The organism is Pantoea sp. LMR881, from assembly GCF_027157825.1.
GTDB classification, from domain to species: domain Bacteria; phylum Pseudomonadota; class Gammaproteobacteria; order Enterobacterales; family Enterobacteriaceae; genus Pantoea; species Pantoea haifensis.
Genome location: NZ_JAPVOK010000002.1, coordinates 2,620,619 through 2,647,090, shown reverse-complemented (window position 1 = coordinate 2,647,090; position 26,472 = coordinate 2,620,619). Strand labels below are relative to the sequence as shown.

The following is a 26,472-nucleotide window of genomic DNA, read 5'->3' as shown; positions in this document are numbered from 1 at the left end:
ACGTTTGGCCTTACTTAACGGAGAACCATTAAGCCTTTGGCTTCTTCACGCCGTACTTGGAGCGAGCCTGCTTACGGTCTTTAACACCTGAGCAGTCCAGCGCGCCACGAACGGTGTGGTAACGCACACCTGGCAAGTCTTTAACACGACCGCCACGGATCAGGATCACGGAGTGTTCCTGCAGGTTATGACCTTCACCGCCGATATAGGAGGTAACTTCAAAACCGTTGGTTAAACGCACACGGCAAACTTTACGCAGTGCTGAGTTTGGTTTTTTAGGAGTGGTGGTGTACACACGAGTACAAACGCCACGTTTTTGCGGGCAAGCTTCCAGCGCCGGCACGTTGCTCTTTGCAACTTTGCGGACGCGTGGTTTGCGAACCAGCTGGTTAACTGTTGCCATTAAATAGCTCCTGGATTTGCTTTTGCTTCGTAAACACGTGATAAATCGCCTCGTATGACTACGAGGAGGCAGAATTTTAGGGCTGTGTCAAAAGGGTGTCAAGAAATAACCAGGCTTTCCTCATTACCAGGCCATTTGTTGTTGATGTTTTACCGTTAGCGCGACGAAACCAGTATAGTTCACTGGCCGCACTTTGGTTGAAATTTGTCCAGCCAGGCCGCGTGCTGTCAGGTCTTCTTCCAGCACCGACACGGTGGCAGCAGAGCTTAACAGCCGTGCCAGTGCATAACTGCCTTCCAGCGCAGCTAATACACCATCCTGCAGCAGCAATACATCATCCTCTGCCTGGATTAGCAGAAGCAAGGTATCAAGATCGCTGTAAGCGGGCGAGTGCATCAAAGTATGCAGCATCAAAATCTCTTAAAAAGTCAAAATGCGATCGTAACTCGCCAACTGCTGACGTAGCGCAGTGGCATTCAGTATCTCAACATCCAGCACCCGTGTCATTTCTGCGGGCAAGCCTCGCCTCGTCAGTGAGTCCAGACAAAGATAGCAGTGTTCGATATCATACAGTGCCAGCACACCAAAGGTCGCAGCATAGTGCCGACTAAGAATGACGTCTGGCTGCTGTCCGGCTGTAATTTGCAGCACGCCATCACCAATGAAAAACAGGCCAATTTCCTCACTGAGTGCTGCCGTTGCCAGCGCCGCATCTAATCCTTCTCGTCCCGCACTGCTGCCATGCGGCGCGTGCGTAAAGACAAACGCGACACGCTTCATCAGAATTGCACCATGCGATCACAGGTTAGCGCGGCTTCTGCCAGCGCACCTAAGCCGCTCATTTCAAAACCGGGCTGTAGATTATTACCCGCCAGCTGTAAGCGATTCGCTTCCTGCTCATCCGTTACGCCGCGTCGTAATGCCGCAGCTACGCAAATGTTCAGCGCCACACCCTCTTCTATATGTAATGTTTGCCATGCACGCACCAGATCATATTCATCACTTGCTGGTGCGGTCAGCTGATTCGCATTCATCACACCTTCACGATAAAAGAAGATGCTGTCCAGTTGATGCCCCGCCGCCAGCAAGGCACGCGCAAACTGCAAGGCAGTGCTGGCCTGCTGCGTACCATAAGCCGGGCCAGTAACCAGCAAGGTATAACGCATTAACGATCCTGCCCCTGAAAATCGCCATTTTTAAACTGGCGAATATAGAGATAGACCGTGTGCTTGGAAATGTTGAGGCGATCGGCCACTTGGTTAATGGCATCTTTAATGTCAAAAATGCCCTTTTCATACAGATTCAATACGATTTGGCGATTCTTGGCATTATTCGATACGTTGCGATCTGCACTCACCTCTTCAATGGTAAATTCCAGAGTTTGCATCACTAAATCATCAACCGAGCTGGCGAAATTGACGTTCGAGTCAACCTGCTGCATTTCTGGCGGCATAAAGGTCGACATAATTTGCGAAAATGGCACATCAAGATTCATGTTGATGCACAAAAGTCCGATAACCCGTTGCTGGCGGTTGCGAATAGCGATAGTGACAGATTTCATTAGCACGCCGCTTTTGGCTCGGGTGAAATAGGCGCGGGAGACATTGCTGTCCGCACCATGCATATCATGCAACATGCGTAATGCCAGATCGGTAATCGGCGATCCCACTTTTCGCCCTGTATGCTCACCATTAGCGATGCGTACTGCTGAGCATTTCAGATCTTCCAGAGAATGCAGGACAATTTCACAGTGCGAGCCAATAAGCATCGCCAGGCCATCAACAACGGCCTCGTACGATTTCAAAATATCGTAATCAGTTTGCTCGAACGGACGCTGCTCCAGAAGATCGAAGTCACTCAGTTCGCCGGGATTAAATGGATTAGACATTGAAGACATCACCCTAAGTGGCTGGAGCCTGTCACAGGCGCTGCAGGGCAGACTCAATATTGGGATAGTTATGCAGGCGCTAGTCTGGCAAATGTCGCCCGCTTATGCCAGAGGTTTGTCACCGTGTAGAAATGAAACCGCCACCCGAAGGCGGCGGTGAACAGATTACTGCGCTTTTTTCGCGTCAGCAGCAGGTGCCTGCGCTTTTTCATCTGCTTTAGGTGCAGGTTTGATGTCGAGCAGCTCGACATCGAACACCAGCGTGGAGTTAGCCGGAATGCCCGGAACGCCGTTTTTACCGTAAGCCAGCTGCGGTGGGATCACCAGCTTGATCTTGCCGCCTTTCTTCACGTGCTTCAGGCCTTCAGTCCAGCCAGGGATAACACCATCCAGACGGAATGACAGCGGTTCGCCACGGGTATAAGAGTTATCGAATTCAGTACCATCGATCAGTGTACCTTTGTAGTTTACAACAACGGTATCACTGTCTTTCGGTACGTCACCTTTGCCTTCTTTCTCAACTTTGTACAATAAGCCGCTTTCGGTTTTCTTCACGCCGCTCTCTTTCGCAAATTTGGTCGCATAAGCATTGCCTTTGTCAGCATTCTCTTTCGCGTCTTTTTCCATTTTTGCCTGAGCAGCGCCTTTCACACGGCCTTCGAATGCTTGCAGAGTCTGTTCAATCTCTTCGTCAGAGAGCTTGCTCTTGCCACCAAACGCATCCTGAACGCCAGCGATCAGCTGATCTTTATCCAGTTTGATGCCCAGTTTTTCCTGCTCCTTCAGGGAATTGTCCATGTAGCGACCCAACGAGGCACCCAGCGCATAAGCGGATTGCTGGTCTTCGTTTTTGAAGGCCGCATTTTTTGGAGCCTGTGGAGCAGTCGTCGCTGCTGCTGCTGGTGTGGTGGCAGTTTCTGCAGCCATTGCCAGCGGAGCATTTAGCGCGACGGCCATGGTGGTAGCTAACAATGTGACTTTAAACAGTGATTTCATCCTTTCTCCAAAACCGAAGCCTCTCACCTCGGGAATATCATTGCGGACTGAGGGTCCACACTATAACTGTACGTGGCAGTGGCGAACACTCCCACAACGTAATTACCCGGTTTACCTCCGACCTTTTTGCATCAGGAAGTTTCATCAGAGATGATGCCGCTTTAGGGTTTTTTCAAGCGAAACGCCAGGTAAGATCAAAAAATCAGATAATTCTGCGCCATCAGGCCGTAAAATCATGTCATACGTCAACCATATCGAATGCAATTATGAGGAAGGGTCATGCAACAAGCCGAGTGGGAACAACGTCTGGAGACGCTGGAAAGCAAACTGGCCTTTCAGGAAATGACCATCGATCAGCTAAACAATACCGTTGTGCAACACGAACTGGAGATGGGAAAAATGCGCGAACAGCTGCGGTTACTGCTGGATAAACTAAAAGCCAGCGCACCGTCGATGATTGCTTCGCAGTCGGAAGAGACGCCCCCTCCTCACTATTAATCGTTAACAGAGCTGCGCCATCAGCAGGCTGTGTCAGCGTGACGTGAAATGTTCCGCTCTCGCGCTTTTTTCGGATCGTAGAAACCAAAGAAAGGCCACCTGGAGGTGGCCTTATCATATCGCTTTGCTTAGTGGCTGCAGCCGCAACCGCCCGTACCGCAACCACCTTTACCGTGGTCGTGGTCGTGGTCGTGGTCGTGATCGTGATCGTGATCATGGTCATGATGATGGCCATCTGCACCGTGAACGTGGCCGTGAGCCAGTTCTTCCGGCGTCGCTTCACGAATCGCAACAACCTCAACGTTGAAGTTCAGGTTCTGACCCGCCAGCATGTGGTTACCATCAACAACAACGTGATCGTCTTCCACTTCAGTGATTTCAACCGGAACCGGACCTTGATCGGTTTCTGCCAGGAAGCGCATGCCAACCTGCAGTTCGTCAACACCCATGAACACATCTTTTGGTACACGCTGCACCAGGTTGTCGTCGTACTGACCGTAGGCATCGTTAGCCGGGATATGCACGTCAAACTTATCGCCTGCTACGTGATTTTCTAGGGCATTTTCCAGTCCAGAAATCAGGGAACCATGACCGTGCAGATAGTCCAACGGTGCACTCACCGGTGACTCGTCAACCAACACGCCGTCTTCTGTACGTACCTGATAGGCCAGGCTTACCACCAGGTCTTTTGCTACTTTCATGATATCTCCTAACCGTTGAGAGCTGAGATCCCGTCTCATTGGTCTATTTTTGCGTGCAATAACACCAACCAGAAAGGTTCGGGGCTGAGTACGAGAGGGATTTACTGTCTCTCGCGACCTCAGCGTTAATGGCGCCGATTGTAACGGAATTCAATCCCGCTGTAAGTTTAAGCTTAAAAAAAGCTGCGCCATTCCGCTACTCTGGATGGAAAATCCCGATAACTTGCTCATTGGTGCGCACCTGATCGCGAGCCTGTTTATCAGCTTCACGCATCTGATGACCACATTTAACGCACTCAACAACATCAACATTGTTTTCACGCCACATCGCCAGCGTGTCTTTTTCCTGACAGTGCGGACAGGCCGCACCGGCAATAAAACGTTTACGCATTATGTCCTGCCTGTTTAAGTCTTTTTACCGATCATCATCCCAGCCATCGAGTTGCCGCCTCTCCTGCTGCATCTCACGCTGGAAGATATCTTCCAGTTCTCGTCGTGCTTCACGTACGCGAGAAACTTGCGCACTATCAGCATGGTTTGGCATCAACTCACGCAGCATATTGGTATCCAGGCGACGGAAGTGGAGCTGCGCGCGCTGGGCCTGATGGGGATGCATGCCTAGCGACATCAGCGCCTTACGACCTAATTCCAGCGCACTGGAGAAGGTCTCACGCGAGAATTGTGTCACGCCTGCCTGCAGTAACTCGTGGGCTTCCACACGTCCACGCGCACGCGCCAGAATTTGTAACTGTGGGAAATGTTGCTGGCAAAGATGAATAATTGTCATCGCGTCTTCTGGATCGCTACAGGTCACCACTATGGACTGGGCGCTGGCCGCTCCCGCTGCGCGTAACAACTCCAGCTCAGTTGCATCACCATAGTACACTTTATAACCATACTTGCGCATCAGGCTGACCGCACTGATATCACGCTCCAGCACGGTGATACGCTTATTATTTGCCATCAGCAAACGGCCAACCACCTGACCGAAGCGCCCAAAGCCTACCACAATGACTTGCGGCTGATCGTCCTCAACAAAATGCTTTTCTGCATCATCATCTGGCTCGTTAAAGCGACGCGCCAGCATACGATCGATACCCTGCATAAGCAGTGGCGTGGTCATCATCGACAGCGTTACCGTTACCAAAAGCATGGGCAGTTGATCGCCGGAAAATAGCTTTGCGGACGACGCAGCCGAAAAGAGAACGAAGGCAAACTCACCGCCCTGACTCAGCACGACGGCAAACTGCTGGCGCTCCGAACTACGCAAACCAAAGATGCGCGCCAGCACGTAAAGCACCAGCGTCTTCACGGCGACCAGAATAACCACACCCAGCAGGATCTCGACGATGTGGGTATAAAGCACGCCAAGGTTAAGCGCCATACCTACCGAGATAAAGAACAAACCAAGCAGCAAACCTTTAAACGGCTCGATAGCTACTTCCAGTTCATGACGATATTCACTTTCTGCCAGCAGGATACCGGCAATAAAGGTGCCCAGCGCCATTGACAGCCCCAGCGCATCCATAAACAGCGCCGAACCGAGTACCAGCAGCAGCGACGCGGCAGTGAAGACTTCACGCACGCCAGAGGCCGCGATATAGCGAAAAATCGGACGCAATAAATAGCGCCCGCCAATCAGCATTCCCGCGAAAGCCAGCACTTTCATGCCCAGCTTTAGCCAGTCGATATGTCCGCTGTCGCTGCCCGCTAAGATAGGAATCAGCGCCAGTGCCGGGATCACAGCCAGATCCTGAAACAGCAACACGGAAAAGCCCAACTGCCCGGCTTCGCTGCGGTTCATTCCTTTATCACGCATGACCTGCAACGCCATGGCCGTTGAGGACATTGCTAAGCCGATGCCGCCTATAACAGCGGCCTGCCAGCTAAAATGAGTGAACCACAATAACCCGCCCAGAATAGCCGCAGAGAAGATCACCTGTGCAGCCCCAACGCCAAAAATAGAGCGACGCAGCGACCACAGCTTGGAGGGATTCAGCTCCAGGCCAATGATAAACATCAGGAATACCACACCGAGTTCTGAAAAATGCAGAATCTCTTCGACGTCGCTAATAAATCCTAAACCCCAGGGGCCGATAGCGATGCCCGCCAGCAGATAACCTAAAACGGCACCAATACCGAGGCGAGCAGCCACCGGCACAATCAGTACCGCCGCAACCAAGTAAATGACGCCTGCGGTCAGCAGCGTTTGTCCTTCCATTACACCCCTCCATTCGGCAGCGGCGCTGCCAGCCAGTCGCCATAAGCGCGGGCATAATTTTTCATTAAATCGGGTTGCTGACGGCGAGCCCAATAAACAATCATTGGTGGCATCCAGTGCATGCGACACATCTGCGCAGTGAGTTCAAATGGGCGCATGATGTCGTTCATGGAATAGCGATTCAGTCCCTGTTGCTGAAAAGCACTTTCAGGCTCGCCCGTCGTCACTACGCTGCGCCAGTATTTTCCTTCCAGCGCATTGCCATCAATACCGTTGGCAAAGCCGCGAGACAGCACGCGGTCCAGCCACTCTTTAAGCAGCGACGGGCAGCTATAGGTGTAAAGTGGGTGCTGAAAGATGATGATCTGATGTTCACGCAACAATTGCTGTTCACGATGAATATCAATAAAGAAGTCCGGATAGACCGCGTAGAGATCGCGTACCGTGACATGTTCCAGCGCCTGAGCCGATTGCAATAAAATTCGGTTAGCAACCGAATCTTGCGGTTCGGGGTGGGCATATAGCAGCAAAATTTTTGGTGGCTGCGACATCGTTACGCTCCAAAGCGTCGTCATTGCGGCGGATTTCCGCTACCATGCACGACGCAGCAAATTCTAATTATGTTGCCTGTAAATTAACATATTCTGACGATACGGCGCTTATGATTGTCTTCTCTTCCTTACAAATACGCCGCGGCATCCGCGTCTTGCTCGACAATGCCACCGCAACCATCAATCCCGGCCAAAAAGTCGGTCTGGTGGGTAAAAACGGCTGTGGTAAATCCACGCTGCTGTCGCTGCTGAAAGGTGAGATCACCAGCGATGCCGGCAGCGTGACATTTCCAGGAAACTGGGCGTTAGCCTGGGTAAACCAGGAAACGCCGGCCCTGAGCAAACCCGCTCTCGACTATGTTATTGATGGCGATCGCGAATTTCGTCAGCTTGAATCTGAATTAGCCGAAGCCAATGCCCGCAACGAGGGCAATGCCATTGCGTTGTTGCATGGCAAACTGGATGCGATTCAGGCGTGGAGTATTCAGGCGCGCGCCTCCAGCCTGCTGCACGGGCTGGGCTTTAATCAGGAACAACTGCAACGCCCGGTAAGTGATTTTTCGGGTGGCTGGCGTATGCGTCTTAACCTGGCGCAGGCGCTGATTTGCCGTTCTGATTTGCTGTTACTCGACGAACCGACTAACCACCTCGATCTTGATGCGGTAATCTGGCTCGAACGTTGGTTGAAAAGCTATGAAGGCACACTGGTTCTGATTTCTCACGACCGTGACTTTCTCGATCCGGTGGTGGATAAGATTATCCATATCGAACAGCAAACGCTGTTTGAATATACCGGCAATTACACCTCGTTTGAGCGCCAGCGCGTCGCTAAACTCGCTCAGCAGCAGTCGCTGTATGAGAGTCAGCAAGAAAAAGTCGCGCATTTACAGAACTACATTGATCGCTTCCGTGCCAAAGCCTCTAAAGCCAGGCAGGCGCAGAGCCGCATCAAAATGCTGGAACGCATGGAGATGATTGCGCCCGCGCATGTCGATAACCCGTTCAGTTTCAGTTTTCGTCCACCAGAAAACTTGCCTAATCCCTTGCTGAAAATGGAAAAAGTCACCGCAGGCTATGGCGATCGCATCATTCTTGACGCGATAAAACTTAACCTGGTGCCTGGCTCACGGATAGGTTTGCTGGGGCGAAACGGGGCCGGTAAATCGACCCTTATCAAGCTGTTGGCGGGTGAACTGGATGCCATGCAGGGTGAAATTGGCCTGGCGAAAGGCATCAAACTGGGTTACTTCGCGCAGCATCAGCTGGAATTTTTGCGTGCCGATGAATCACCACTGCAACACCTTGCGCGCATTGCGCCTAAAGTGCTGGAGCAGCAGTTGCGCGATTATCTGGGCGGGTTCGGTTTCCAGGGTGATAAAGCCAGTGAAATGACCGAACGTTTCTCCGGCGGCGAAAAGGCACGCCTGGTACTGGCGCTGATTGTCTGGCAGCGCCCTAACCTGCTGCTACTTGATGAGCCTACCAACCACCTCGATCTGGATATGCGTCAGGCATTGACTGAAGCCCTCATCGATTTTGAAGGTGCGCTGGTAGTGGTATCGCACGATCGTCATTTATTGCGCGCCACGACAGACGATCTCTATCTGGTTCACGATGGCAAAGTCGATGTGTTCCCAGGCGATCTGGAAGATTATCAACAGTGGCTGAGTGACCTGCAGAAACAGCAAGCGCAACAGGATGCTGCCCCTAAGCAGGATAATGGCAACAGTGCCCAGGCGCGCAAAGATCAGAAGCGCCGCGAAGCTGAACTGCGTACGCAAACGCAGCCGCTGCGTAAAGAGATTGAGAAGCTGGAAAAGCAGATGAGTAAGTGGCAGAGCCAGCTTTCTGAAGCTGAAGCGCAGCTTTCTGACAGTGCTATTTACGAGCAGAGCCGTAAAGCCGATCTGACCGCGGCACTACAGCGCCAGGCTGAAAGTAAATCCGCTCTGGAAGAGGCAGAAATGGCATGGCTGGATGCGCAAGAAAAGTTAGAGCAGATGATGGCATCATAAGTTTTTTACTCGCTGTACAAACGCCAAATGTTCGTACCGCCGCAAGACAATGCACAGGAAATGACCAACGCAGATTCATTGTTACAAGCTGCAAATAGCGATTCAGGGTTTTCAAGGGACAGAAAGCGTTTCGAAAGTAAGATCAGGGAGGCGCCAGATGCGCTTCCCTGCATTTCAGTGCCAGATTAACAGGACGCAGGCTGCGGTTAATAAGCCCATTGCCAGATTAAAAATGGTCCAGGCACGGCGACTGCGCAGAATGCGGCCAATCATAGCGCCAAAGCCCATCCAGATGATCCCCGACACCAGATTCACACTGAACATACCGAGACTGATGGCAGCCACGGAATGTCGATAAGCGTCGCCAGCCAGACTAAAACTGGCGACCGCGCCCAGTGCCATTAGCCAGGCTTTTGGATTAATTAACTGCAGCAGACCGCCTTGCCAAAATGGCATTGGAGCCGCCTGGGCCTGATCGGTGTCCAGCTTTTCATAGGTTGCAGTAGCGATTTTCCATGCCAGCCACAGCAGATAAAGACTGCCGGCAATCTTAAGGATCAGGTGCAGTGAGGGATAGAGCAGAATCAGGCCACCTACGCCAAATGCCACCATGAGCAGCATCACCTGCATGCCAATCATAATGCCAATCATCAGCGGTATGGTGCGCACAAAGCCAAAATTAGCGCCCGAGGCGGTGAGTAACATATTATTAGGGCCTGGTGTGATTGCGGCGACCCACAGAAAGCCCAGCATTGATAAAAAAAGACTCAGTTCCATGAAAATTGGGTGCTCCTCACCCCCATCAAGCAAAAAAACTTATCGAAGCTAACAGTGTGATATGGAACAGACAAGCCTTTACGACATGAAATTTTCTGGTAATGAAGCAGAGCGATTCACCGGGCTGCCCGGCTTACGTAATCCGCATCTGCAAACCGTGCTGCCACGTCTGCTGCGTCGTCGCGTGGTTTTACAGCCTCACTGGCAGCGGCTCGATCTGCCTGACGGCGATTTTGTTGATTTAGCCTGGAGCGAAGACCCGCAACAAGCGCAACATAAACCGCGCGTGGTGCTGTTTCATGGTTTAGAGGGCAATTTTTACAGCCCTTATGTACATGGCCTGATGCTGGCTTGTCAGGCGCGCGGCTGGCTGGCCGTTGTCATGCACTTTCGCGGATGCAGCGGCGAGCCCAATCGCCTGAATCGTATTTATCATTCTGGCGAAACAGACGATGCCAGCTTTTTCCTGCAGTGGCTGCAAACGCGCTGGGGTGAGGTGCCTACAGCCGCTGTCGGATTTTCATTAGGCGGCAATATGTTGGGATGTTTGCTCGGCAGGCAAGGAAATGCTGCTTTAGTCGATGCCGGAGTTATCGTATCGGCACCCCTGATGCTGGAACCCTGTAGCATGCGGCTGGAGCACGGCTTTTCACGTTTCTATCAATACTATTTGCTGGCCCAGCTAAAGAAAAATGCTGCACGGAAGTTGCACGCGTGGCCAGAAACCTTGCCTGTTGATTTGACCCAACTGAAAGCATTACGCCGCCTGCGCGATTTTGATGATGCCATTACCGCTCAGGCACACGGCTTTGCTGATGCGGGTGACTACTATCGCCGCGCCAGCGCCCTGCCCTTGCTTCACAAGGTGCGTAAGCCGCTGCTCATTATCCACGCTAAAGACGATCCGTTTATGAGCGATGAGGTGATCCCGCGTGAGGAACAATTATCTGCCACTATTACTTATCAACTGACGCAACATGGCGGACATGTTGGCTTTGTAGGCGGTACGCTGAGGCAACCTCAGCTGTGGCTGGAACAGCGCGTACCGCAATGGCTTTCACCTTTTTGGATAGCTAAATCGTGATTATTCCCTGGCAACAAATTTCACCTGAAACGCTGGAAAATCTCATCGAAACTTTTGTCCTGCGCGAAGGCACAGATTACGGCGAGCAAGAGCGCAGCCTGACAGAGAAAGTGGCTGATGTACGCCGTCAGCTTGAACGTGGCGAGGTGGTGATCGTGTGGTCTGAGCTGCATGAAACGATCAACATTTTGCCGCGCAGCGAATTTCGCGGTTGATGCGTTGGATGAAAATTCGTGCTAACAATGCGCTTCGCCCGATCTCTCAGGGAGCTTTTCTATGTCTGCACGGCATCCAATTATTGCAGTGACCGGCTCCAGTGGTGCAGGAACAACCACCACCAGCCTTGCATTTCGTAAAATTTTCCAACAGCTGAATTTGCATGCTGCGGAGCTTGAAGGCGACAGCTTTCACCGCTTCACGCGCCCGGAAATGGATATGGCCATTCGCAAAGCGCGCGATCTTGGACGACATGTCAGCTATTTTGGCCCGGAGGCGAACGATTTCGGGCTGCTGGAACAAACATTTATCGAATATGGCAAAAGCGGCCAGGGTCAGTCGCGCAAGTATCTCCATACTTATGATGAAGCCGTGCCGTGGAATCAGGTGCCGGGAACATTTACGCCCTGGCAGCCGCTGGCAGCCAATACCGATATCCTCTTTTACGAGGGGCTGCACGGCGGAGTAATGACGGCCCAACACAATGTGGCTGAGAACGTCGATTTGCTGGTGGGGGTCGTCCCGATTGTTAATCTTGAATGGATTCAGAAACTGGTACGTGACACCAGCGAACGTGGTCATTCACGCGAGGCGGTGATGGATTCCGTGGTGCGCTCAATGGAAGACTACATCAATTTTATTACGCCACAGTTTTCGCGTACGCATATTAACTTCCAGCGTGTACCGACCGTTGATACCTCTAATCCCTTCGCGGCACGCTCCATCCCGTCACTGGATGAAAGCTTCGTGGTGATTCATTTCCAGGCACTGGAAGATATTGATTTCCCCTATCTGCTCGCCATGCTACAAGGCTCGTTTATATCCCATATCAATACGTTAGTGGTGCCGGGGGCAAAATGGGACTGGCGATGGAGTTAATTATGGGGCCGCTGGTGAAACGACTCATGGAAGGGAAACGCATTGAATAACCTTTTTTCAGGACGACCTCCCTGTCGTCCTGAAGAGTCTAAAGCAGCAGCTGCTCAATAAGGCTTATATGTGTTTTTACACCAACCTGTAACGCCTCTTCGTCAAGTTTGAAGCGAGGATTATGTACGCTCCAGGTTGTCCCTTTCTCAGGATTGCCGCTGCCAATAAACAGAAAACATCCCGGTACTTTTTCCTGATAAGAAGAGAAATCTTCACTTCCAAACATGGGATTGGGAAATTTTTGCAGCGTATTTTCGCCCATCGCGACAGTCACGGTCCGTTCAGCGATGCGACACGCATCAGGATGGTTAAAGCCGATGGCGTAGCCTTTCGTCCACTTTAGCGTGTAGCGCGCACCCTGTGCCATTGTCAGTCCGTCGAGCATCTCTTTTATCAGCACAGGCACCTGCTCACGCACTTTTGCGCTGTGGGTTCGCAAGGTGCCTGCTAACTCAACGCTATCAGGGATCACGTTGTAACCACCTTCAGCCCGAAACGAAGCGACTGTCAGAACGGCTTTATCAAGCGGATCGAGGCGACGTGAAACGATCTGTTGCAGTTTCAATACGACTTCGGCTCCCAGCACCACTGGATCGCAGCTCAAATGCGGCATCGAGCCATGTCCGCCTTTACCCTCCAGTACAATATCAAAGTTATCACTGGAGGCACTAAACACGCCTTCAGCGAAGCCAATTGAGTGGGTCGGTATATTAGGAAACACATGCAGACCAAAAATCATTGCCACATCATTCAAAACACCCTTCTCGATTAAGTCGAGTGCACCCCGGGTGGCACTTCTTCAGCATGTTGAAAAATAAAGCGCACAGATCCTTTGAGCTGTGGCTGAACGTGGCTAAGTACCCAGGCTGCGCCCAGCAGCATTGCGCTATGTGCATCATGACCACAGGCGTGCATAACACCAGGATTTGTCGAGCGGAACGGTTCATCGTTAAGCTCCTCAATCGGCAAAGCGTCAATATCTGCACGCAGCGCATAACAGGGGCCAGGCATAGCGCCGGTAAGGTCCGCTACCACACTATTGGGCGTGGGCCGGGAAATGCTTAGCCCTTTAATTGCCGCGAGCTGCTGTGCAATATAGTCGGCTGTGCGTTGTTCATGGAAAGAGAGTTCTGGATTAGCGTGCAGATGTCGACGCCAGGCAATGACCTGTGGCGCAATCTTATCGAGTAACGCCGTTAAATTTTCTCGCATAATAAGTGCCCTGAGTTAGTGAGCCTGCGGCTGTACGCGATAAGCGGCGGCTGGCAGAATAACCAGACCAGCAAGCAGCATTGCGCCAGCCAGAAACAGAAACACGGCGCTGTAATCTCCTGTTAACGCCAGTAAATAGCCCATCACAATCGGCGCAACAAAACCGCCTAGCGTCCCGCCGGTATTCACTAAACCAATAGTGGCGCCCATCACCTGCTGCGGCAGCCGCTTCATTGGCAAGGTAAAAACAGTAACGAAAGCCGCCATCAGGAAGATATCGGCAAAAAACAGCGATAAACCGATTACCCAGGCGTTTTCACTGACGTAAACCAGCCAAATCCCTGCGGCACTGAGCAACGCACTCAGGCTGATCACCCGATGCTCATGGCCCTGCATATAGCGTCCAACCAGCCAGCCGGTGGTCAGTGAGGAGATCCAGATGCCTAACCCTCCCGCTCCTACAATCAAACCGGAGATATGTACCGGAATCTCCCGCTGCTGAACCAAAAACTTGGGCAACCATGCCAGTAAGCCATAGGTCGGAATGTTGATACAAAAAATGGCAATAAACAGCATGATAACCAGCGGGTTTTTGATTATCTCTGACCACGGCATGGCGGCGCGCTGTTGCGAAGCTGATGAATGTTGACGCGGTAAGATCAGCAGGATCAGGGCTGCGACCACAATCACCAGCAGGCCAAGCCCGATAAAGGCGTGACGCCAGCCCGCCATGTTCAACACCGCGACGGTGATCACTGGCCCGACTGTCATTGCCAGACCGGATGATGAGAGCAGTATCGACTGTGCAAAAGTTCGCTGTTCAACGGCGAAGTTTTCGGTTACCGCTTTGGCGCAAGAGCAGGGATAACCAGAATGCCCTACGCCTGATAAAAAGCGGAAAACGATGAGGAGTCCCAGGCTGAATCCCATCAGGCCAAAGCAGATAGCAAACAGCCCCAGCAGACAAAGCGAAAGAAATGTCATCGCCCGGTAACCAAAGCGATCGTTAAGCCAACCTGCCGGGATTTGAAACAGCGAATAGGCGAGAAAGAAAATACCGGTGATATAACCAAGCTGGGTGGTGCTCAGCCCAAACTCTTTTTCGATGGGTAATAACGCAAACCCCATTACCGTTTTATCGATATAGACCAGGACATACCCGGTAAAAAGCATGGCAATCATCATGGGACGGGATCGTGTCGTCATCGCAACCTCGTTGCTCTGGGAATGATAAAGTAAAGGAAAAAGATGTGATACCTCTCACAATCACATAACATTCAGTGACTTATAACGTTCCCGTATCATTAAATAATCAGCGGCCCAAGATAAGATGGTATTTTGCTATCAGTGATAGCGATAAGGCATCAGGGAGACACAGCGATGGCCTATTTGCCCAAGCTGCAACAGTTACGCGTTTTTCAGGCTGTTATTCGACAGGGAAGCATTCGCTCGGCAGCACGGGCACTTCATCAGTCCCAGCCAGCCATCAGCCGGGCCTTGAAAGAACTGGAGCAGACGTTAAACACCACGCTATTTATTCGCAGTGCACAAGGTGTGATGTTGACAGAAAGTGGAAAAGTATTGGCTTCACGTACGCAGCTTATTCTCGAAGAATTGCGGCGCGCCACAGATGAAATTGATGTTATCAATCACTCTTCACAAGGTTCCGTTGCATTTGGCCTCTCCTCTTTATTAGCGTTTACCGTTTTACCTGGCGCAATTAAAAGCTACGAGAAGCACTATCCCGGCACGCGCTTTACGATTAAAGAAGCGCAACTTTCAACGCTGCTGACCCCTTTACGCGAAGGCATATTAGATTTTGCCATTGGCTCGCTCAGTTCTCATTTGCCGCTGGAAGCACTGCATGTCGAACCGCTGTTTAACGTGCCATTCTGTGTTATTGCGCGTCGCGATCATGCCTGTCAGCACGTCCGCAGTTTTGATCAGCTGCGCGATCAGCGTTGGATAATTCCAGAAACGGAGATGGGATATTATCCGTTACTCTCTGAATACATGGCGGATTTTTATCCGTCCCTGACAACGCCACCGTTGCGTACTGACTCGGTAGTCTGCGGATTGAGGCTGGTGCTGGAAGCTGATTTTCTGGCGGTAGTGGCGCAGCCGATGGCCCGATCTTTCGGCAGTGAAGTGACTATTCTCAATCTGTCAGCGATCCCGGAAGCGCATTATGGCGTGATCTGGCCAAAAAAATCGCCGCTCACCTTAAGCTCACAGCGATTTCTGAACCTGTTACGGCAACGTTGTGACAAATATGAGTGGCGTTATGCGGTAGCAACGACTTCGTAGCTGTGGGTAATTTCCACGCCTTTGCCCAACATAATTGCCACCGAGCAATACTTATCAGCCGAAAGATCAACCGCACGCGCGACCGCTTTGTCCGACAGATCTTTGCCGCTGACAATAAAGTGCAGATTGATATGCGTGAAGATACGCGGGGCTTCTTCACGGCGTTCTGACTTAAGCTTTACCTCGCAGTCGCGCACATCGTTACGCCCTTTTTGTAAAATGGATACCACATCTATCGCGCTGCAACCGCCCGCTGCCATCAATACCATTTCCATCGGACTTGGTGCTTTATCACCAGAATTACCGTCCATTAATACCTGATGACCAGACGATGACTCACCGAGAAACGTCAGACCTTCCACCCATTTCACTCTTGCCTGCATGTTTTTTTCTCCAGAATAGGGGGTTTTGCCGCCAGAGTACGCTTTCACCTGATAAACAGCAATCCAGAGAAATCCGCCCTTTGCTGAAGCGAGACAACAGAAGACAGTCGGCAAAAGCTGTGCTACAAAAAGAGCTGAAAATATTTTTCGTCACTCGATGGCGAAGCCGGGAAGAATTATGCGCACTGCGCCGAATGCAGCCCGAATAATTTCCTGAATGGAAAAACGCTTGAAGCTTTCATCGCCTGACAGGGAAAACTGCCCCCTGTATTTTGGGCACGATTACAACAGAGGATAATAGCGAATGGTTCTCGGCAAACCGCAAACAGACCCTACACTCGAATGGTTTTTGTCCCATTGCCATATTCACAAGTATCCCTCCAAAAGTACGCTGATTCACCAAGGTGAAAAAGCTGAAACGCTTTATTACATCGTGAAAGGATCCGTCGCGGTTCTGATCAAAGATGAAGAAGGCAAAGAGATGATTCTTTCGTATCTGAATCAGGGGGATTTTATCGGCGAGCTTGGCCTGTTTGAAGAGGGTCAGGAACGCAGTGCCTGGGTACGTGCTAAAACCGCGTGCGAAGTGGCAGAAATTTCTTACAAGAAATTCCGCCAGTTGATCCAGGTTAACCCGGATATTTTGATGCGACTGTCGTCGCAAATGGCGCGTCGCCTGCAGGTAACGTCAGAAAAAGTAGGTAACCTTGCATTTCTCGATGTTACTGGCCGCATTGCACAGACGTTGCTTAACCTGGCCAAACAGCCAGACGCCATGACGCATCCCGACGGCATGCAAATTAAAATTACTCGTCAGGAAATTGGCCAGATCGTTGGTTGCTCACGTGAAACCGTGGGCCGTATTTTGAAGATGCTGGAAGACCAGAACCTGATCTCCGCACACGGCAAAACCATCGTCGTTTACGGCACCCGCTAATTTCTGTCACTCCGGCGTGATGGCAACATCACGCCGTTATTGTTGCTGTCCTATGTGGCGTCGAATCATCTATCACCCCGAAGTCAATTATGCTCTGCGGCAGACGCTGGTGCTGTGCCTGCCTGTCACGCTCGGCTGGCTGTTTAACGATCTGCAAAATGGCCTGCTGTTCTCGTTAGTTCCCGCCTGTTGTAACATTGCCGGTCTGGATACACCGCATAAACGCTTCTTCAAACGCCTGATTGTCGGCGGCAGTTTGTTCGCACTCGGCAGTTTTCTTATCCAGTGGCTGACGCTGCAGGGCATTCCGTTGCCAGCCATTCTGTTCGCTATGCCGCTGCTGCTCGGTGTGACAGGTGAAATCAGTCCACTGCATGGGCGCCTGTTGCCGGGTGCGCTTATTGCTGCAATTTTTACTCTGAGTTTGATGGGACATATGCCGATTTGGGTGCCGCCACTGCTCTATATCGGCGGTACGCTGTGGTACGGCGTATTCAACTGGTTTTGGTTCAGGCTGTGGAAAGAGCAGCCGATGCGCGAAAGCCTGAGCCTGATTTACCGCGAGCTGGCAGATTATTGCGATGCAAAATATACCCTGTTAACCCAGCTTACCGATCCTGAAAAAGCGTTGCCTCCTTTGCTGGCGCGCCAGCAGAAAGTGATCGATATGATTAACACCTGCTATCAGCAGATGCATATGCTGTCAGCGAATGGCGACGAAAGCCATAAGCGGCTGAAACGCGCTTTTCAGATGGCGCTGGATTTACAGGAACACATTTCTGTCAGCCTGCATCAGCCGGAAGAGGTGCAAAAGCTGGTGGAGCAAAGCCATGCTGAAGCGGTGATTCGCTGGAACGCCAGTACGATTTCCGCGCGGTTACGCGTGCTGGCTGATGACATTTTGTATCACCAACTGCCCGATCGCTTTTCAATGGACAAACAGCTCGGCGCGCTGGAAAAGATTGCGCGTCAGCATCCAGACAACCCGGTCGGCAATTTCTGTCTTTATCATTTTAACCGCATTGCGCGGGTGCTGCGTACGCACAAGCCGCTGTATCAACGCGACCTGATGGCCGATCGCCAACGCCGCCTGCCCCTGATCCCCGCTTTACGCAGCTATCTCTCACTAAAATCCGCCGCGCTACGCACTGCCGGGCGCTTTGCAGTGATGCTGATGTTTGGCAGCGCGCTGGCTATGTTTTTCAATATTCCTAAACCTTACTGGATCCTGATGACCATTATGTTCGTCAGTCAAAATGGGTATAGCGCAACGCGAGTACGTATTCAGCACCGGGCCGCAGGCACCTTTTGCCGGTCTGGTGATCGCCGCCGCCACACTGCGTTTCGCGGTGCCTGAATCGCTCATATTGCTGATCATGCTGGCGATTACCTTTATCAGCTATGCGTTTACACGCAAATTTTACGGCTGGTCAATGGTCGGTTTCACCGTGACGGCGGTTTACTGTCTGCAACTCTTGTCACTGAACGGCGCAGAGTTTTTGCTGCCCCGCCTGATGGACACGCTAATGGGCTGTCTGATTGCTTTTGGTGGCATGGTGTGGCTGTGGCCGCAGTGGCAAAGCGGATTACTGAGGCAGAACGCACATGATGCGCTGGAAACCTATCAGGAAGCGTTGCGTATGTTACTTGGCCCTGAACAGTCGCCAGAAAAGTTGGCCTATCAGCGCGTAACGGTGAATCAGGCCCATAACGCATTGTTTAACTCACTTAACCAGGCGATGCAGGAACCGGCTTTTAATGCACAATATTTAAAAGATATGCGTATGTGGGTCACGCACAGTCAGTTTATTGTCGAACATATTAACGCAATGACAATTCTGGCACGCGAGCACACCATGTTAACCGCCTCGCTGGCGCAACAATATTTGCAGTCATGTGAGATTGCGCTGCAACGCTGTCAGCAACGGCTGGAATATGATGGTCCCGGTTCGCAAACGAATATACTGGAAGGACCCGAGAATCTTAATGAAGGGCCGATCACTATCGTTGAGCAACATGTAAAACGCATTCTGGGACACCTGAGCGTGATGCACACGATTTCGTCTCTGGCGTGGAACCAGCGACCACAGCATGGCCGCTGGCTGGTGAAAAAACTAAGAAAAGAATAATTTAAAGAGTGAATGAGAGCGTATTTAAAAAAACGCACTCTTTTAAATAACAAAAATTGAAAAATGGATTTATTCTATGAAGAATTACAACATTATTAAATCCAGGTTGATTCGAATTAACATTATGGCGTATTATCGCCTACTGCCACCATCTTTAATGTTAAATCTGCACCGGCTTTGAGATATTCAGTTTGCGCGAACACGGCATCTTTAACCATCGCTTCGCCAGGATCGGTTACTTCCTGATCCCGCACCTTTTCAATGCTTAAAAATAGCAGATGCATTGCAATGTCCATTGATTTTTGAAATGATTCAAGCGTCCGGTTTGAACCCATCTCACCGCGAACGCGATCCCAGCTTCTATCCGCTTCATCACGCAAAGATTAGAACTCTTCAAAAGAGACATTTCCATCGGTTTACATATCATGTAAACCTTCTTCTAAAGATAATGAGATTTTACTTACAATATAACCCTTAATTATTAGTAGGGTAGTGATAAAGCATGCCTTGCATTAAGCTAAACTATTACGCACATCGATAACAATAAATAACAGTGACCTTGCAAATAAAATTTATGCATTTTCCAAAATTATTTCAATGAGGATAAAATTAAAAACTGAGCAAATAAAGAATAGTCTTGCAAAAAATTAACAGTTTAAAAAGCAAAATAACCTTTATCTGTTTTTGATATTCCGTGACCAATACCACAAACAGAAAAGAGGCACGCCTTTTATTAGCACTAGCATTTAAACACTATTTATAAAGTTAATATTTTTATAAGTTTTATCAATTGAAAAATCCGCTACCGCTGTGTCAAAGCCCAATACTTAACAGAGATAATAACCGGGAGAAATTCGGGTAATGCTACGGCGAAAGAATCAACAGGTGGGGTTTTGCAGGGGTTTCTTGACGGGTTACAAGAGATAACCCGTCAGAGAAAATAAATGGCGGAATGAATTTATGCCTTCAGCACGGCATCTATTGCGGCAGCAAATCTTGCCATGCCTTCCTCGATATCGCCTGGCTCAATCACCAGAGAAGGCGCAAAACGGATCACATCCGTGCCAGCGACTAAAATCATTACCCCTTCCGCCGCTGCGGCGTTGAGGATGTCACGTGCTTTACCTGCATGCTGTGGCTTCAGCGCAGCACCAATCAGTAAGCCTTTACCACGAATATCGGCGAACAGATCATACTTCGCATCAATGGCTTTTAACGCTTCCACATATTGCTGACGACGGGTTTCAACGCCTTCCAGCACTTCAGGCGTGTTGATGATATCCAGCGCAGTTTCCGCAATGGCACAGGCCAGCGGATTGCCGCCATAGGTGGTGCCGTGTACGCCAGGTGTCATCGTTGAAGCAATGTCCTGAGTGGTCAGCATTGCGCTCACCGGGAAGCCGCCGCCCAGGGCTTTGGCTGAAGTCAAAATGTCTGGTGTCACGCCATAATGTTCATAAGCGAACAGTTTACCACTGCGTCCCATACCGCTTTGCACTTCATCCAGCACCAGCAGCGCCTGATGCTGATCGCAAAGCTCGCGCAGGCCTTGCATAAATTCCTGCGTTGCGGGCATCACGCCACCTTCGCCCTGAATCGGCTCAACCACAATGGCGCAGGTATGATCGTCAATCACCGCTTTGACGGCATCAAGATCGTTAAAGGGAACATGTACGATGTCCGCTGGCTTCGGACCAAAGCCATCGGAATATTTTGGCTGTCCGCCGACCGAGACCGTAAACAGCGTGCGGCCATGAAAAGCGTTGTGGAAAGCGATGATTTTACTTTTAAACGGACTATGACGTTTATAAGCATAATAACGCGCCAGTTTGAATGCGGCTTCGTTGGCTTCTGCGCCTGAGTTAGCGAAAAATACGCGCTCCGCAAAGGTGGCATTGATTAACTTACTGGCCAGACGTAGTGCCGGTTCGTTAGTAAAAACGTTACTGGTGTGCCATAGCGTTTCGCCCTGGCTTTTCAGGGTCTCGACTAACGCCGGGTGACAATGGCCTAATGCGGTGACCGCGATACCGCCAGAAAAATCGATATACTCTTTGCCCTGCTGATCCCATATGCGACTGCCCTTGCCTTTCACCGGCACAAACTGCGCAGGTGCATAAACAGGCAAAATGACGTTATCGAACGTTTCCCGCGTTACCGCAATTTTTTCCGTTGCCATTGACGACCTCGTTTGATTATTTGTTGAGCCAATGTGAAATAATAATCACAAAATATGCATAAAAAATCACTCAAAGGCAAACAGAACTTTACTGTTCAAGAAAATTGCGCAGCAGTTGATGCCCCTGTTCGCTGAGTATGCTTTCAGGATGGAATTGCACGCCTTCCAGCGCCAGCGTTTTATGGCGAAACCCCATAATCTCATCAGGCTGGCCATCACGCAGACTCCAGGCCGTGACGTCAAAAATATCGGGAAGCGTATCGCGTTGGACGATTAATGAATGATAACGCGTTACGGTAAGCGGATTATTCAAATTGCGGAACACGCCACAGTGGGTATGTTGAATCACAGATGTCTTGCCATGCATCACCTGCCGCGCACGTACCACTTTAGCGCCATAGGCCTGCGCGATAGCCTGATGCCCCAGGCAGACGCCCAGCACAGGTACGCGCCCCGCATAATGGCGGATCGCTGCCAGTGAAATGCCTGATTCATCCGGCGTACAGGGACCGGGTGAAATCACCAGATGCGTCAGAGGGAGCGCGTCAATCTCTTCGAGGCTGATCGCATCGTTTCTCACCACGCGCACCTCAGCCCCAAGTTCGCAAAAGTACTGGTAAAGGTTCCAGGTGAAAGAGTCGTAATTATCAATGAGCAACAGCATGATCAATCCAGAGAGGTTGATGGCGCTGCTATTCTACGCGTTTAGTCCGCCTCACTCACTACTTTCGCAAAGACCTTTTCCAGCGGTTCCAGGTTGCCAGATGCGCCAGCCTGGTTAGCGGCGATCCACGGCTCAGCTTCGATTTTATTCCAGTCCAGCAAATAACCCGCATGCAGCGCCAGTTGCTCGAAAAAAATACGCTGTGCCCGGCCATTCCCTTCGCGGAATGGATGCAGCATATTGATTTCACAATAGTAGTGGGCAATTCGCTGCACAAATTCTTCACGAGGCAGATCGGTTAAGCCTTTTTCCTCTTCCAGCGCGCTCATCAGGGTATTGCCCTCTTTTTCGATGTACTCGAAGTGGCAAAACGGCGTTTCATCTCGCCAGATGTCGATGGTGCGTAGCTCACCCGCCCAGCTATAGACATCCTGAAACAGGGTGCGATGAATGTGACAAAGATAAGGAAGGCCCAGCGTACTTGTGCCAAGCTCTAACGTAGCAAGACGAGCAGCACTAAAGCTCAGCTCAGCTTTGCGTAACTGAGCGGCATCATGAATATCGAGGCGGTTTTTCAGTACATCATCGTTTTGCCAGAGATACGGATCGCGAGAGACAGCAGCATTATTTGCCATACTGCCTCCTTAACGACGCTAAGCGCGCCTGCGCATCTTCGCCTTTGATCGCTTCATTTAGCGCCAGACCTTCAAGGCGGCAGCTTGCCTGATAGCTCACGCCTCGCCGCTGTTGCCAAAGCGTAGATTTTTGTTTGTCTGTGAGTTTGTTTGCCATGTCGCCTCCTGGCTGGGTTTTGCCCTAAGTATAAGAGCAAAATTTTCCTTTGCCGGAGACGAGGCGATGATCGCCATCCGCAGATGGCGACGAAGCGGGTTAAGGCAGCACTTTTGCGCTAAGGATAACGACGGGTTTTGCCGGTACATTCTGATAAGGACCCACATCTTTTGTTGGGACCTGAGAAATTTTATCTGCGACCTCAATGCCTTTGACAATTTTTCCAAATACCGCGTAACCAAAATCACGTTGTCCATGATCGAGGAAGGCATTGTCTGTCACGTTCAGGAAGAACTGACTGGTGGCACTGTCTTTATCTGCGGTCCGCGCCATCGAAATGGTGCCGCGCAGGTTACGCAAACCGTTGTCCGCTTCGTTTTTGATCGGCGCCTGGGTCTGCTTTTGCTGCATGTCTGTGGTGAATCCACCGCCCTGGATCATGAAGCCAGGAATGACACGATGAAAAATGGTGTTGTTATAAAAGCCGTTATTAACGTAATCGACGAAATTTTTCACTGAAACCGGCGCTTTTTGATCGTTCAGTTCGAGTTCGATATTACCGGCAGACGTGGTGAGAAGCACATGAGTGTCGCCTTTAGCGGCCAGAGCTGAGGCGGAAACTGAGGAGAGCGCAAACAGGGCAACTGCCGCTGTCAAAGTACGTTTAAACATAAAAGATCCCTTACCTTGGAGAGCGAGCTCAAAACGAAATTGATTGTAAAGAGCATGTCTTTCAAGAGCCAGTGTTTTACCTATATTTACGCTGGTCTTAACGATATGGCGCAAACGATAAAGTTGCAGCAATGCGTGACGAAAATCACACAACTAGTGAAATTTGGATCTCGATTTTCACTGGTTGTTTATTAAGATCACAGTTCCGTTTACACTTTCTGACACTTTTGCCGACCTTCCGGTTCTTAACAGGTTCAGAACATGACAAACCGAAATCGACTAGGCCTTACCTGGATCAGCTTTTTTTCCTATGCGCTTACCGGCGCGCTGGTAATTGTTACCGGCATGGTAATGGGGGATATTGCGAAGGATTTTCAGATCCCTGTTTCCAGCATGAGCAATACCTTTACTTTCCTTAACACCGGCATTCTGGTAGCCGTATTTCTTAATGCCTGGCTCATGGTTATTGTGCCATTAAAACGCCAACTCATTTTTGGTTTCATTCTCATGGTACTGGCGATCATTGGCCTGATGACCAGCCGCGATTTGACCATTTTCTCGCTTTGCATGTTCGTGCTGGGCGTGGTCAGCGGCATTACTATGTCGATTGGCACATTCCTGATTACGCATATGTATGAAGGCAGGCAGCGTGGTTCCCGTCTGCTGTTTACCGACTCCTTCTTCAGTATGGCGGGAACCCTGTTCCCGGTACTGGCGGGTATCCTCCTGGCGCGGCAGTTGCCGTGGTACTGGGTTTATGTCTGTATCGGCGTCATCTACGTTGCGATTTTCGTGCTGACGCTGTTCGTTGAATTTCCGGTATTGCGCAAGCCAGAAAACAGCCCCACCGTCGAGAAAGAGAAATGGGGTGTGGGTGTGCTGCTGCTGTCGATTGCGGCATTGTGCTACATTTTGGGCCAGCTCGGTTTTATCTCCTGGGTGCCAGAATATGCCACCAAAACTATGGGCATGGATATCGCCAGCGCAGGTCAGTTAGTCGGCAATTTCTGGACAGCTTACATGGTCGGCATGTGGGTATTCAGCTTCCTGCTGCGGTTCTTCGATCTACAGCGCATTCTGATGGTATTAGCGGGTCTTGCTACCCTGTTGATGTACTGGTTTGTCAGCAGCCGTGACGCCAGTATGTTGAGTTGGATTATTATGATTCTGGGCTTCAGCTCCAGCGCCATTTATACCACTATCATCACGCTTGGATCGCTGCAAACTAAAGTGGCCTCGCCAAAGCTGGTCAACTTTATTCTGACCTGCGGCACCGTAGGGACGATGCTGACCTTTGTAGTCACCGGCCCGATTGTTGAGAAGAGTGGTGTGCATACCGCACTCACAACCGCTAACGGTTTATATGCGGTCGTGTTTATCATGTGTGCGCTGCTTGGCTTTGTGACTAAACATCGTCAACACGGTCATATCACACATTGATTTTTTTGGGCGGCGTTGCCCGCCGCCCTGCTCTGTTCAGCGTTTGAAATTCACTTGCTCTTTTTCCGGCAAATAGATCTCACTCTGCGCCGGTTGCGTTGCTGCGATAACGTCACCACGACGGATGGAATAGCGCACCGGCACCTGCCGCCTCACCGCATCAAAGCCACTCTCTGCGGGCAAAATGATTAAGCTGGCATCGTTGCCCTGTTCAAGGCCATAGCCGGTTAAATTAAGCGTTTTGGCGCTGTTATGTGTAATCAGATTCAGTCCGCTATCAATCTGCTCATAACCCATAAGCTGGCAAACATGCAGTCCCATATGCAATACCTGAAGCATATTGGCGGTGCCGAGCGGATACCATGGATCGAACACATCGTCGTGACCAAAACAGACATTGATATTTGCCTCAAGCAGCTCTTTTACCCGCGTAATACCGCGCCGTTTGGGATAGCTGTCAAAGCGCCCTTGCAGATGAATATTGACCAGCGGGTTAGCCACGAAATTGATGCCAGAAAGTCCGAGCAGCCGAAACAGGCGCGAGGCATAGGCACCGTTATAGGAATGCATTGCCGTGGTGTGGCTGGCGGTAACGCGCGCACCCAGACCATCACGATGCGCCAGCGCCGCCACGGTTTCAACGAAGCGCGATTGGTCATCGTCAATCTCATCGCAATGCACATCGATCAGCTTGTCGTAACGGTTGGCCAGCGCAAACGTTTTGTGTAGCGATTCCACACCATATTCACGGGTGAACTCATAATGTGGGATGGCACCCACCGCATCGGCTCCCATTCGCAGGGCTTCTTCCAGTAAGACTTCCCCGTTGGGATAGGAAAGAATCCCTTCTTGTGGAAAAGCCACGATTTGAATCGCGATCCACGGAGCCATTTCTGCTTTTAATTCCAGCATCGCTTTGAGCGCGGTCAGCGTAGGATCGGAAACATCCACATGGGTGCGAACAAACTGAATCCCGTTAGCGATTTGCCACTTCAAGGTCTGGCTGGCGCGCTGTTTCACATCTTCATGACTGAGCAGCGCCTTGCGCTCGGCCCAACGCTCAATGCCTTCAAACAGTGTGCCGGACTGATTCCATGCAGGTTCACCGGCTGTTTGCGTAGTATCAAGGTGAATATGCGGCTCAATAAAAGGTGGAAAGGCCAGCCCGCCTTCACCATCCAGTGATTCGTTATCTGGCTGAAGGTGCTGTGGCTGCGCCTGAATATGGGTAAACTTTCCTTCATCAATGCCGATTTGCCACAACCCCTCGCGTCCGGGCAGACGCAAATTATTAATCCACTTCAGTGAAGTTTTTATCATCGCAATCTGTTCTCCTGTTGAACGCTTCAGGTTAAAGCTAGCACGATTCAGCTTTAAAACACGATCGCGCCAGTTGGCACTTTGTTGAGGGATTTAAAAGGGTTAAGTAATTCTATCAAAATCAACCAGATACCTCTAAATAGGTATATAACAACGC

General features: G+C 50.7%; 29 protein-coding genes and 2 pseudogenes. 9 read left to right on the top strand and 22 right to left on the bottom strand.

Features of this window, described 5'->3' with window-relative positions; translation table 11 throughout:
• Positions 1-28: 28 nt before the first annotated feature.
• From rpsL to fkpA, 6 genes are all read right to left on the bottom strand, one after another.
• The gene (gene rpsL, locus O3W44_RS14230; protein ID WP_003852912.1) at positions 29-403 is read right to left on the bottom strand and encodes a 30S ribosomal protein S12; all 375 of its coding nucleotides are present in this window, start codon (positions 401-403) and stop codon (positions 29-31) included.
• 123 nt (positions 404-526) lie between these two features.
• Positions 527-814: a sulfurtransferase complex subunit TusB gene (tusB, locus tag O3W44_RS14225; protein ID WP_269293584.1), complete on the bottom strand. Its 288-nt coding sequence runs from the start codon at positions 812-814 to the stop codon at positions 527-529.
• 9 nt (positions 815-823) lie between these two features.
• Positions 824-1,183, bottom strand: a complete 360-nt coding sequence (gene tusC, locus O3W44_RS14220) for a sulfurtransferase complex subunit TusC (RefSeq protein WP_269293583.1) — start codon at positions 1,181-1,183, stop codon at positions 824-826.
• Positions 1,183-1,569: a sulfurtransferase complex subunit TusD gene (gene tusD / locus O3W44_RS14215; protein WP_269293582.1), complete on the bottom strand. Its 387-nt coding sequence runs from the start codon at positions 1,567-1,569 to the stop codon at positions 1,183-1,185. Before tusD ends, tusC begins: the two co-directional genes overlap by 1 nt.
• A complete protein-coding gene (locus tag O3W44_RS14210) occupies positions 1,569-2,291 on the bottom strand; it encodes a helix-turn-helix transcriptional regulator (protein WP_136196209.1) in 723 nt (240 codons plus the stop codon). The genes tusD and O3W44_RS14210 overlap by 1 nt, the downstream gene beginning before the upstream one ends.
• 165 nt (positions 2,292-2,456) lie before the next feature.
• Complete coding sequence (gene fkpA / locus O3W44_RS14205; RefSeq protein WP_269293581.1) at positions 2,457-3,287, bottom strand: FKBP-type peptidyl-prolyl cis-trans isomerase; 831 nt, start codon at positions 3,285-3,287, stop codon at positions 2,457-2,459.
• 279 nt (positions 3,288-3,566) lie between these two features.
• On the opposite strand from fkpA, the gene O3W44_RS14200 reads away from it, so the two are divergent.
• Positions 3,567-3,785, top strand: a complete 219-nt coding sequence (locus tag O3W44_RS14200; protein WP_269293580.1) for a protein SlyX — start codon at positions 3,567-3,569, stop codon at positions 3,783-3,785.
• A 128-nt stretch (positions 3,786-3,913) separates the two neighbouring features.
• Here the strand turns inward: O3W44_RS14200 and slyD are convergent, their stop codons facing one another.
• The 4 genes from slyD to kefG all read right to left on the bottom strand — a co-directional run bounded on the left by slyD (position 3,914) and on the right by kefG (position 7,258).
• Positions 3,914-4,486, bottom strand: coding sequence for a peptidylprolyl isomerase (gene slyD, locus O3W44_RS14195; protein ID WP_205953740.1), 573 nt, complete (start codon positions 4,484-4,486; stop codon positions 3,914-3,916).
• Between the two features lie 196 nt (positions 4,487-4,682).
• On the bottom strand, positions 4,683-4,877 hold the full coding sequence (locus O3W44_RS14190; protein ID WP_269293579.1) for a YheV family putative zinc ribbon protein: 195 nt from the start codon (positions 4,875-4,877) through the stop codon (positions 4,683-4,685).
• 24 nt (positions 4,878-4,901) lie between these two features.
• Complete coding sequence (gene kefB / locus O3W44_RS14185) at positions 4,902-6,707, bottom strand: glutathione-regulated potassium-efflux system protein KefB (RefSeq protein WP_269293578.1); 1,806 nt, start codon at positions 6,705-6,707, stop codon at positions 4,902-4,904.
• Positions 6,707-7,258, bottom strand: coding sequence for a glutathione-regulated potassium-efflux system ancillary protein KefG (gene kefG / locus O3W44_RS14180; RefSeq protein WP_269294445.1), 552 nt, complete (start codon positions 7,256-7,258; stop codon positions 6,707-6,709). The genes kefB and kefG overlap by 1 nt, the downstream gene beginning before the upstream one ends.
• Positions 7,259-7,368: 110 nt before the next feature.
• Between kefG and O3W44_RS14175 the strand changes: the two genes are divergently transcribed.
• A complete protein-coding gene (locus O3W44_RS14175; RefSeq protein ID WP_269293577.1) occupies positions 7,369-9,273 on the top strand; it encodes an ABC transporter ATP-binding protein in 1,905 nt (634 codons plus the stop codon).
• Between the two features lie 174 nt (positions 9,274-9,447).
• On the opposite strand, the gene O3W44_RS14170 is transcribed toward O3W44_RS14175, so the two are convergent.
• The gene (locus O3W44_RS14170) at positions 9,448-10,050 is read right to left on the bottom strand and encodes a LysE family translocator (RefSeq protein WP_269293576.1); all 603 of its coding nucleotides are present in this window, start codon (positions 10,048-10,050) and stop codon (positions 9,448-9,450) included.
• A 61-nt stretch (positions 10,051-10,111) separates the two neighbouring features.
• On the opposite strand from O3W44_RS14170, the gene O3W44_RS14165 reads away from it, so the two are divergent.
• The 3 genes and pseudogenes from O3W44_RS14165 to O3W44_RS14155 all read left to right on the top strand — a co-directional run bounded on the left by O3W44_RS14165 (position 10,112) and on the right by O3W44_RS14155 (position 12,279).
• On the top strand, positions 10,112-11,134 hold the full coding sequence (locus O3W44_RS14165) for a hydrolase (protein ID WP_269293575.1): 1,023 nt from the start codon (positions 10,112-10,114) through the stop codon (positions 11,132-11,134).
• Positions 11,131-11,349 (top strand): YheU family protein, encoded by a 219-nt coding sequence (locus O3W44_RS14160; RefSeq protein ID WP_269293574.1) that lies wholly within the window; start codon positions 11,131-11,133, stop codon positions 11,347-11,349. The genes O3W44_RS14165 and O3W44_RS14160 overlap by 4 nt, the downstream gene beginning before the upstream one ends.
• 61 nt (positions 11,350-11,410) lie before the next feature.
• Positions 11,411-12,279 (top strand): annotated as a pseudogene (locus tag O3W44_RS14155) (phosphoribulokinase).
• 38 nt (positions 12,280-12,317) lie between these two features.
• On the opposite strand, the gene O3W44_RS14150 reads toward O3W44_RS14155, so the two are convergent.
• Genes O3W44_RS14150 through O3W44_RS14140 form a run of 3 tightly spaced genes read right to left on the bottom strand, consistent with a single transcriptional unit; the run spans position 12,318 to position 14,698 of the window.
• The gene (locus O3W44_RS14150) at positions 12,318-13,025 is read right to left on the bottom strand and encodes a M20 metallopeptidase family protein (protein ID WP_269294444.1); all 708 of its coding nucleotides are present in this window, start codon (positions 13,023-13,025) and stop codon (positions 12,318-12,320) included.
• 23 nt (positions 13,026-13,048) lie between these two features.
• The gene (locus O3W44_RS14145) at positions 13,049-13,492 is read right to left on the bottom strand and encodes an amidohydrolase (RefSeq protein ID WP_269293573.1); all 444 of its coding nucleotides are present in this window, start codon (positions 13,490-13,492) and stop codon (positions 13,049-13,051) included.
• A gap of 15 nt (positions 13,493-13,507) precedes the next feature.
• Positions 13,508-14,698: an MFS transporter gene (locus tag O3W44_RS14140; protein WP_269293572.1), complete on the bottom strand. Its 1,191-nt coding sequence runs from the start codon at positions 14,696-14,698 to the stop codon at positions 13,508-13,510.
• 174 nt (positions 14,699-14,872) lie between these two features.
• Here O3W44_RS14140 and O3W44_RS14135 point away from each other — a divergent pair, with 174 nt between their 5' ends.
• Positions 14,873-15,799 (top strand): LysR substrate-binding domain-containing protein, encoded by a 927-nt coding sequence (locus O3W44_RS14135; RefSeq protein ID WP_269293571.1) that lies wholly within the window; start codon positions 14,873-14,875, stop codon positions 15,797-15,799.
• On the opposite strand, the gene O3W44_RS14130 is transcribed toward O3W44_RS14135, so the two are convergent.
• Positions 15,775-16,182 carry an OsmC family protein gene (locus O3W44_RS14130; protein WP_269293570.1) on the bottom strand — a complete coding sequence of 136 codons (408 nt, stop codon included), beginning with the start codon at positions 16,180-16,182 and terminating at the stop codon, positions 15,775-15,777. The two genes, O3W44_RS14135 and O3W44_RS14130, sit on opposite strands and share 25 nt — an antisense overlap.
• A gap of 304 nt (positions 16,183-16,486) precedes the next feature.
• On the opposite strand from O3W44_RS14130, the gene crp reads away from it, so the two are divergent.
• Positions 16,487-17,119, top strand: coding sequence for a cAMP-activated global transcriptional regulator CRP (crp, locus tag O3W44_RS14125; protein ID WP_000242758.1), 633 nt, complete (start codon positions 16,487-16,489; stop codon positions 17,117-17,119).
• A 52-nt stretch (positions 17,120-17,171) separates the two neighbouring features.
• Positions 17,172-19,248 (top strand): annotated as a pseudogene (locus O3W44_RS14120) (YccS/YhfK family putative transporter).
• Between the two features lie 122 nt (positions 19,249-19,370).
• On the opposite strand, the gene O3W44_RS14115 reads toward O3W44_RS14120, so the two are convergent.
• The 6 genes from O3W44_RS14115 to ppiA all read right to left on the bottom strand — a co-directional run bounded on the left by O3W44_RS14115 (position 19,371) and on the right by ppiA (position 23,555).
• Positions 19,371-19,628 (bottom strand): hypothetical protein, encoded by a 258-nt coding sequence (locus tag O3W44_RS14115; RefSeq protein WP_269293568.1) that lies wholly within the window; start codon positions 19,626-19,628, stop codon positions 19,371-19,373.
• A gap of 578 nt (positions 19,629-20,206) precedes the next feature.
• Positions 20,207-21,427, bottom strand: a complete 1,221-nt coding sequence (gene argD, locus O3W44_RS14110) for a bifunctional acetylornithine/succinyldiaminopimelate transaminase (RefSeq protein ID WP_269293567.1) — start codon at positions 21,425-21,427, stop codon at positions 20,207-20,209.
• An 88-nt stretch (positions 21,428-21,515) separates the two neighbouring features.
• Positions 21,516-22,091 carry an aminodeoxychorismate/anthranilate synthase component II gene (locus O3W44_RS14105; RefSeq protein ID WP_269293566.1) on the bottom strand — a complete coding sequence of 192 codons (576 nt, stop codon included), beginning with the start codon at positions 22,089-22,091 and terminating at the stop codon, positions 21,516-21,518.
• Between the two features lie 41 nt (positions 22,092-22,132).
• Entirely contained in the window at positions 22,133-22,726 is a 594-nt protein-coding gene (locus tag O3W44_RS14100) for a putative adenosine monophosphate-protein transferase Fic (protein ID WP_269293565.1), read from the bottom strand.
• Positions 22,716-22,883, bottom strand: a complete 168-nt coding sequence (locus tag O3W44_RS14095) for a YhfG family protein (RefSeq protein WP_269293564.1) — start codon at positions 22,881-22,883, stop codon at positions 22,716-22,718. The genes O3W44_RS14100 and O3W44_RS14095 overlap by 11 nt, the downstream gene beginning before the upstream one ends.
• A gap of 99 nt (positions 22,884-22,982) precedes the next feature.
• Positions 22,983-23,555 (bottom strand): peptidylprolyl isomerase A, encoded by a 573-nt coding sequence (gene ppiA / locus O3W44_RS14090; RefSeq protein ID WP_269293563.1) that lies wholly within the window; start codon positions 23,553-23,555, stop codon positions 22,983-22,985.
• A gap of 261 nt (positions 23,556-23,816) precedes the next feature.
• Between ppiA and tsgA the strand changes: the two genes are divergently transcribed.
• The gene (gene tsgA, locus O3W44_RS14085; RefSeq protein ID WP_269293562.1) at positions 23,817-24,995 is read left to right on the top strand and encodes an MFS transporter TsgA; all 1,179 of its coding nucleotides are present in this window, start codon (positions 23,817-23,819) and stop codon (positions 24,993-24,995) included.
• Between the two features lie 36 nt (positions 24,996-25,031).
• Here the strand turns inward: tsgA and O3W44_RS14080 are convergent, their stop codons facing one another.
• The gene (locus O3W44_RS14080) at positions 25,032-26,315 is read right to left on the bottom strand and encodes a cytosine deaminase (RefSeq protein ID WP_269293561.1); all 1,284 of its coding nucleotides are present in this window, start codon (positions 26,313-26,315) and stop codon (positions 25,032-25,034) included.
• Positions 26,316-26,472: the final 157 nt, after the last annotated feature.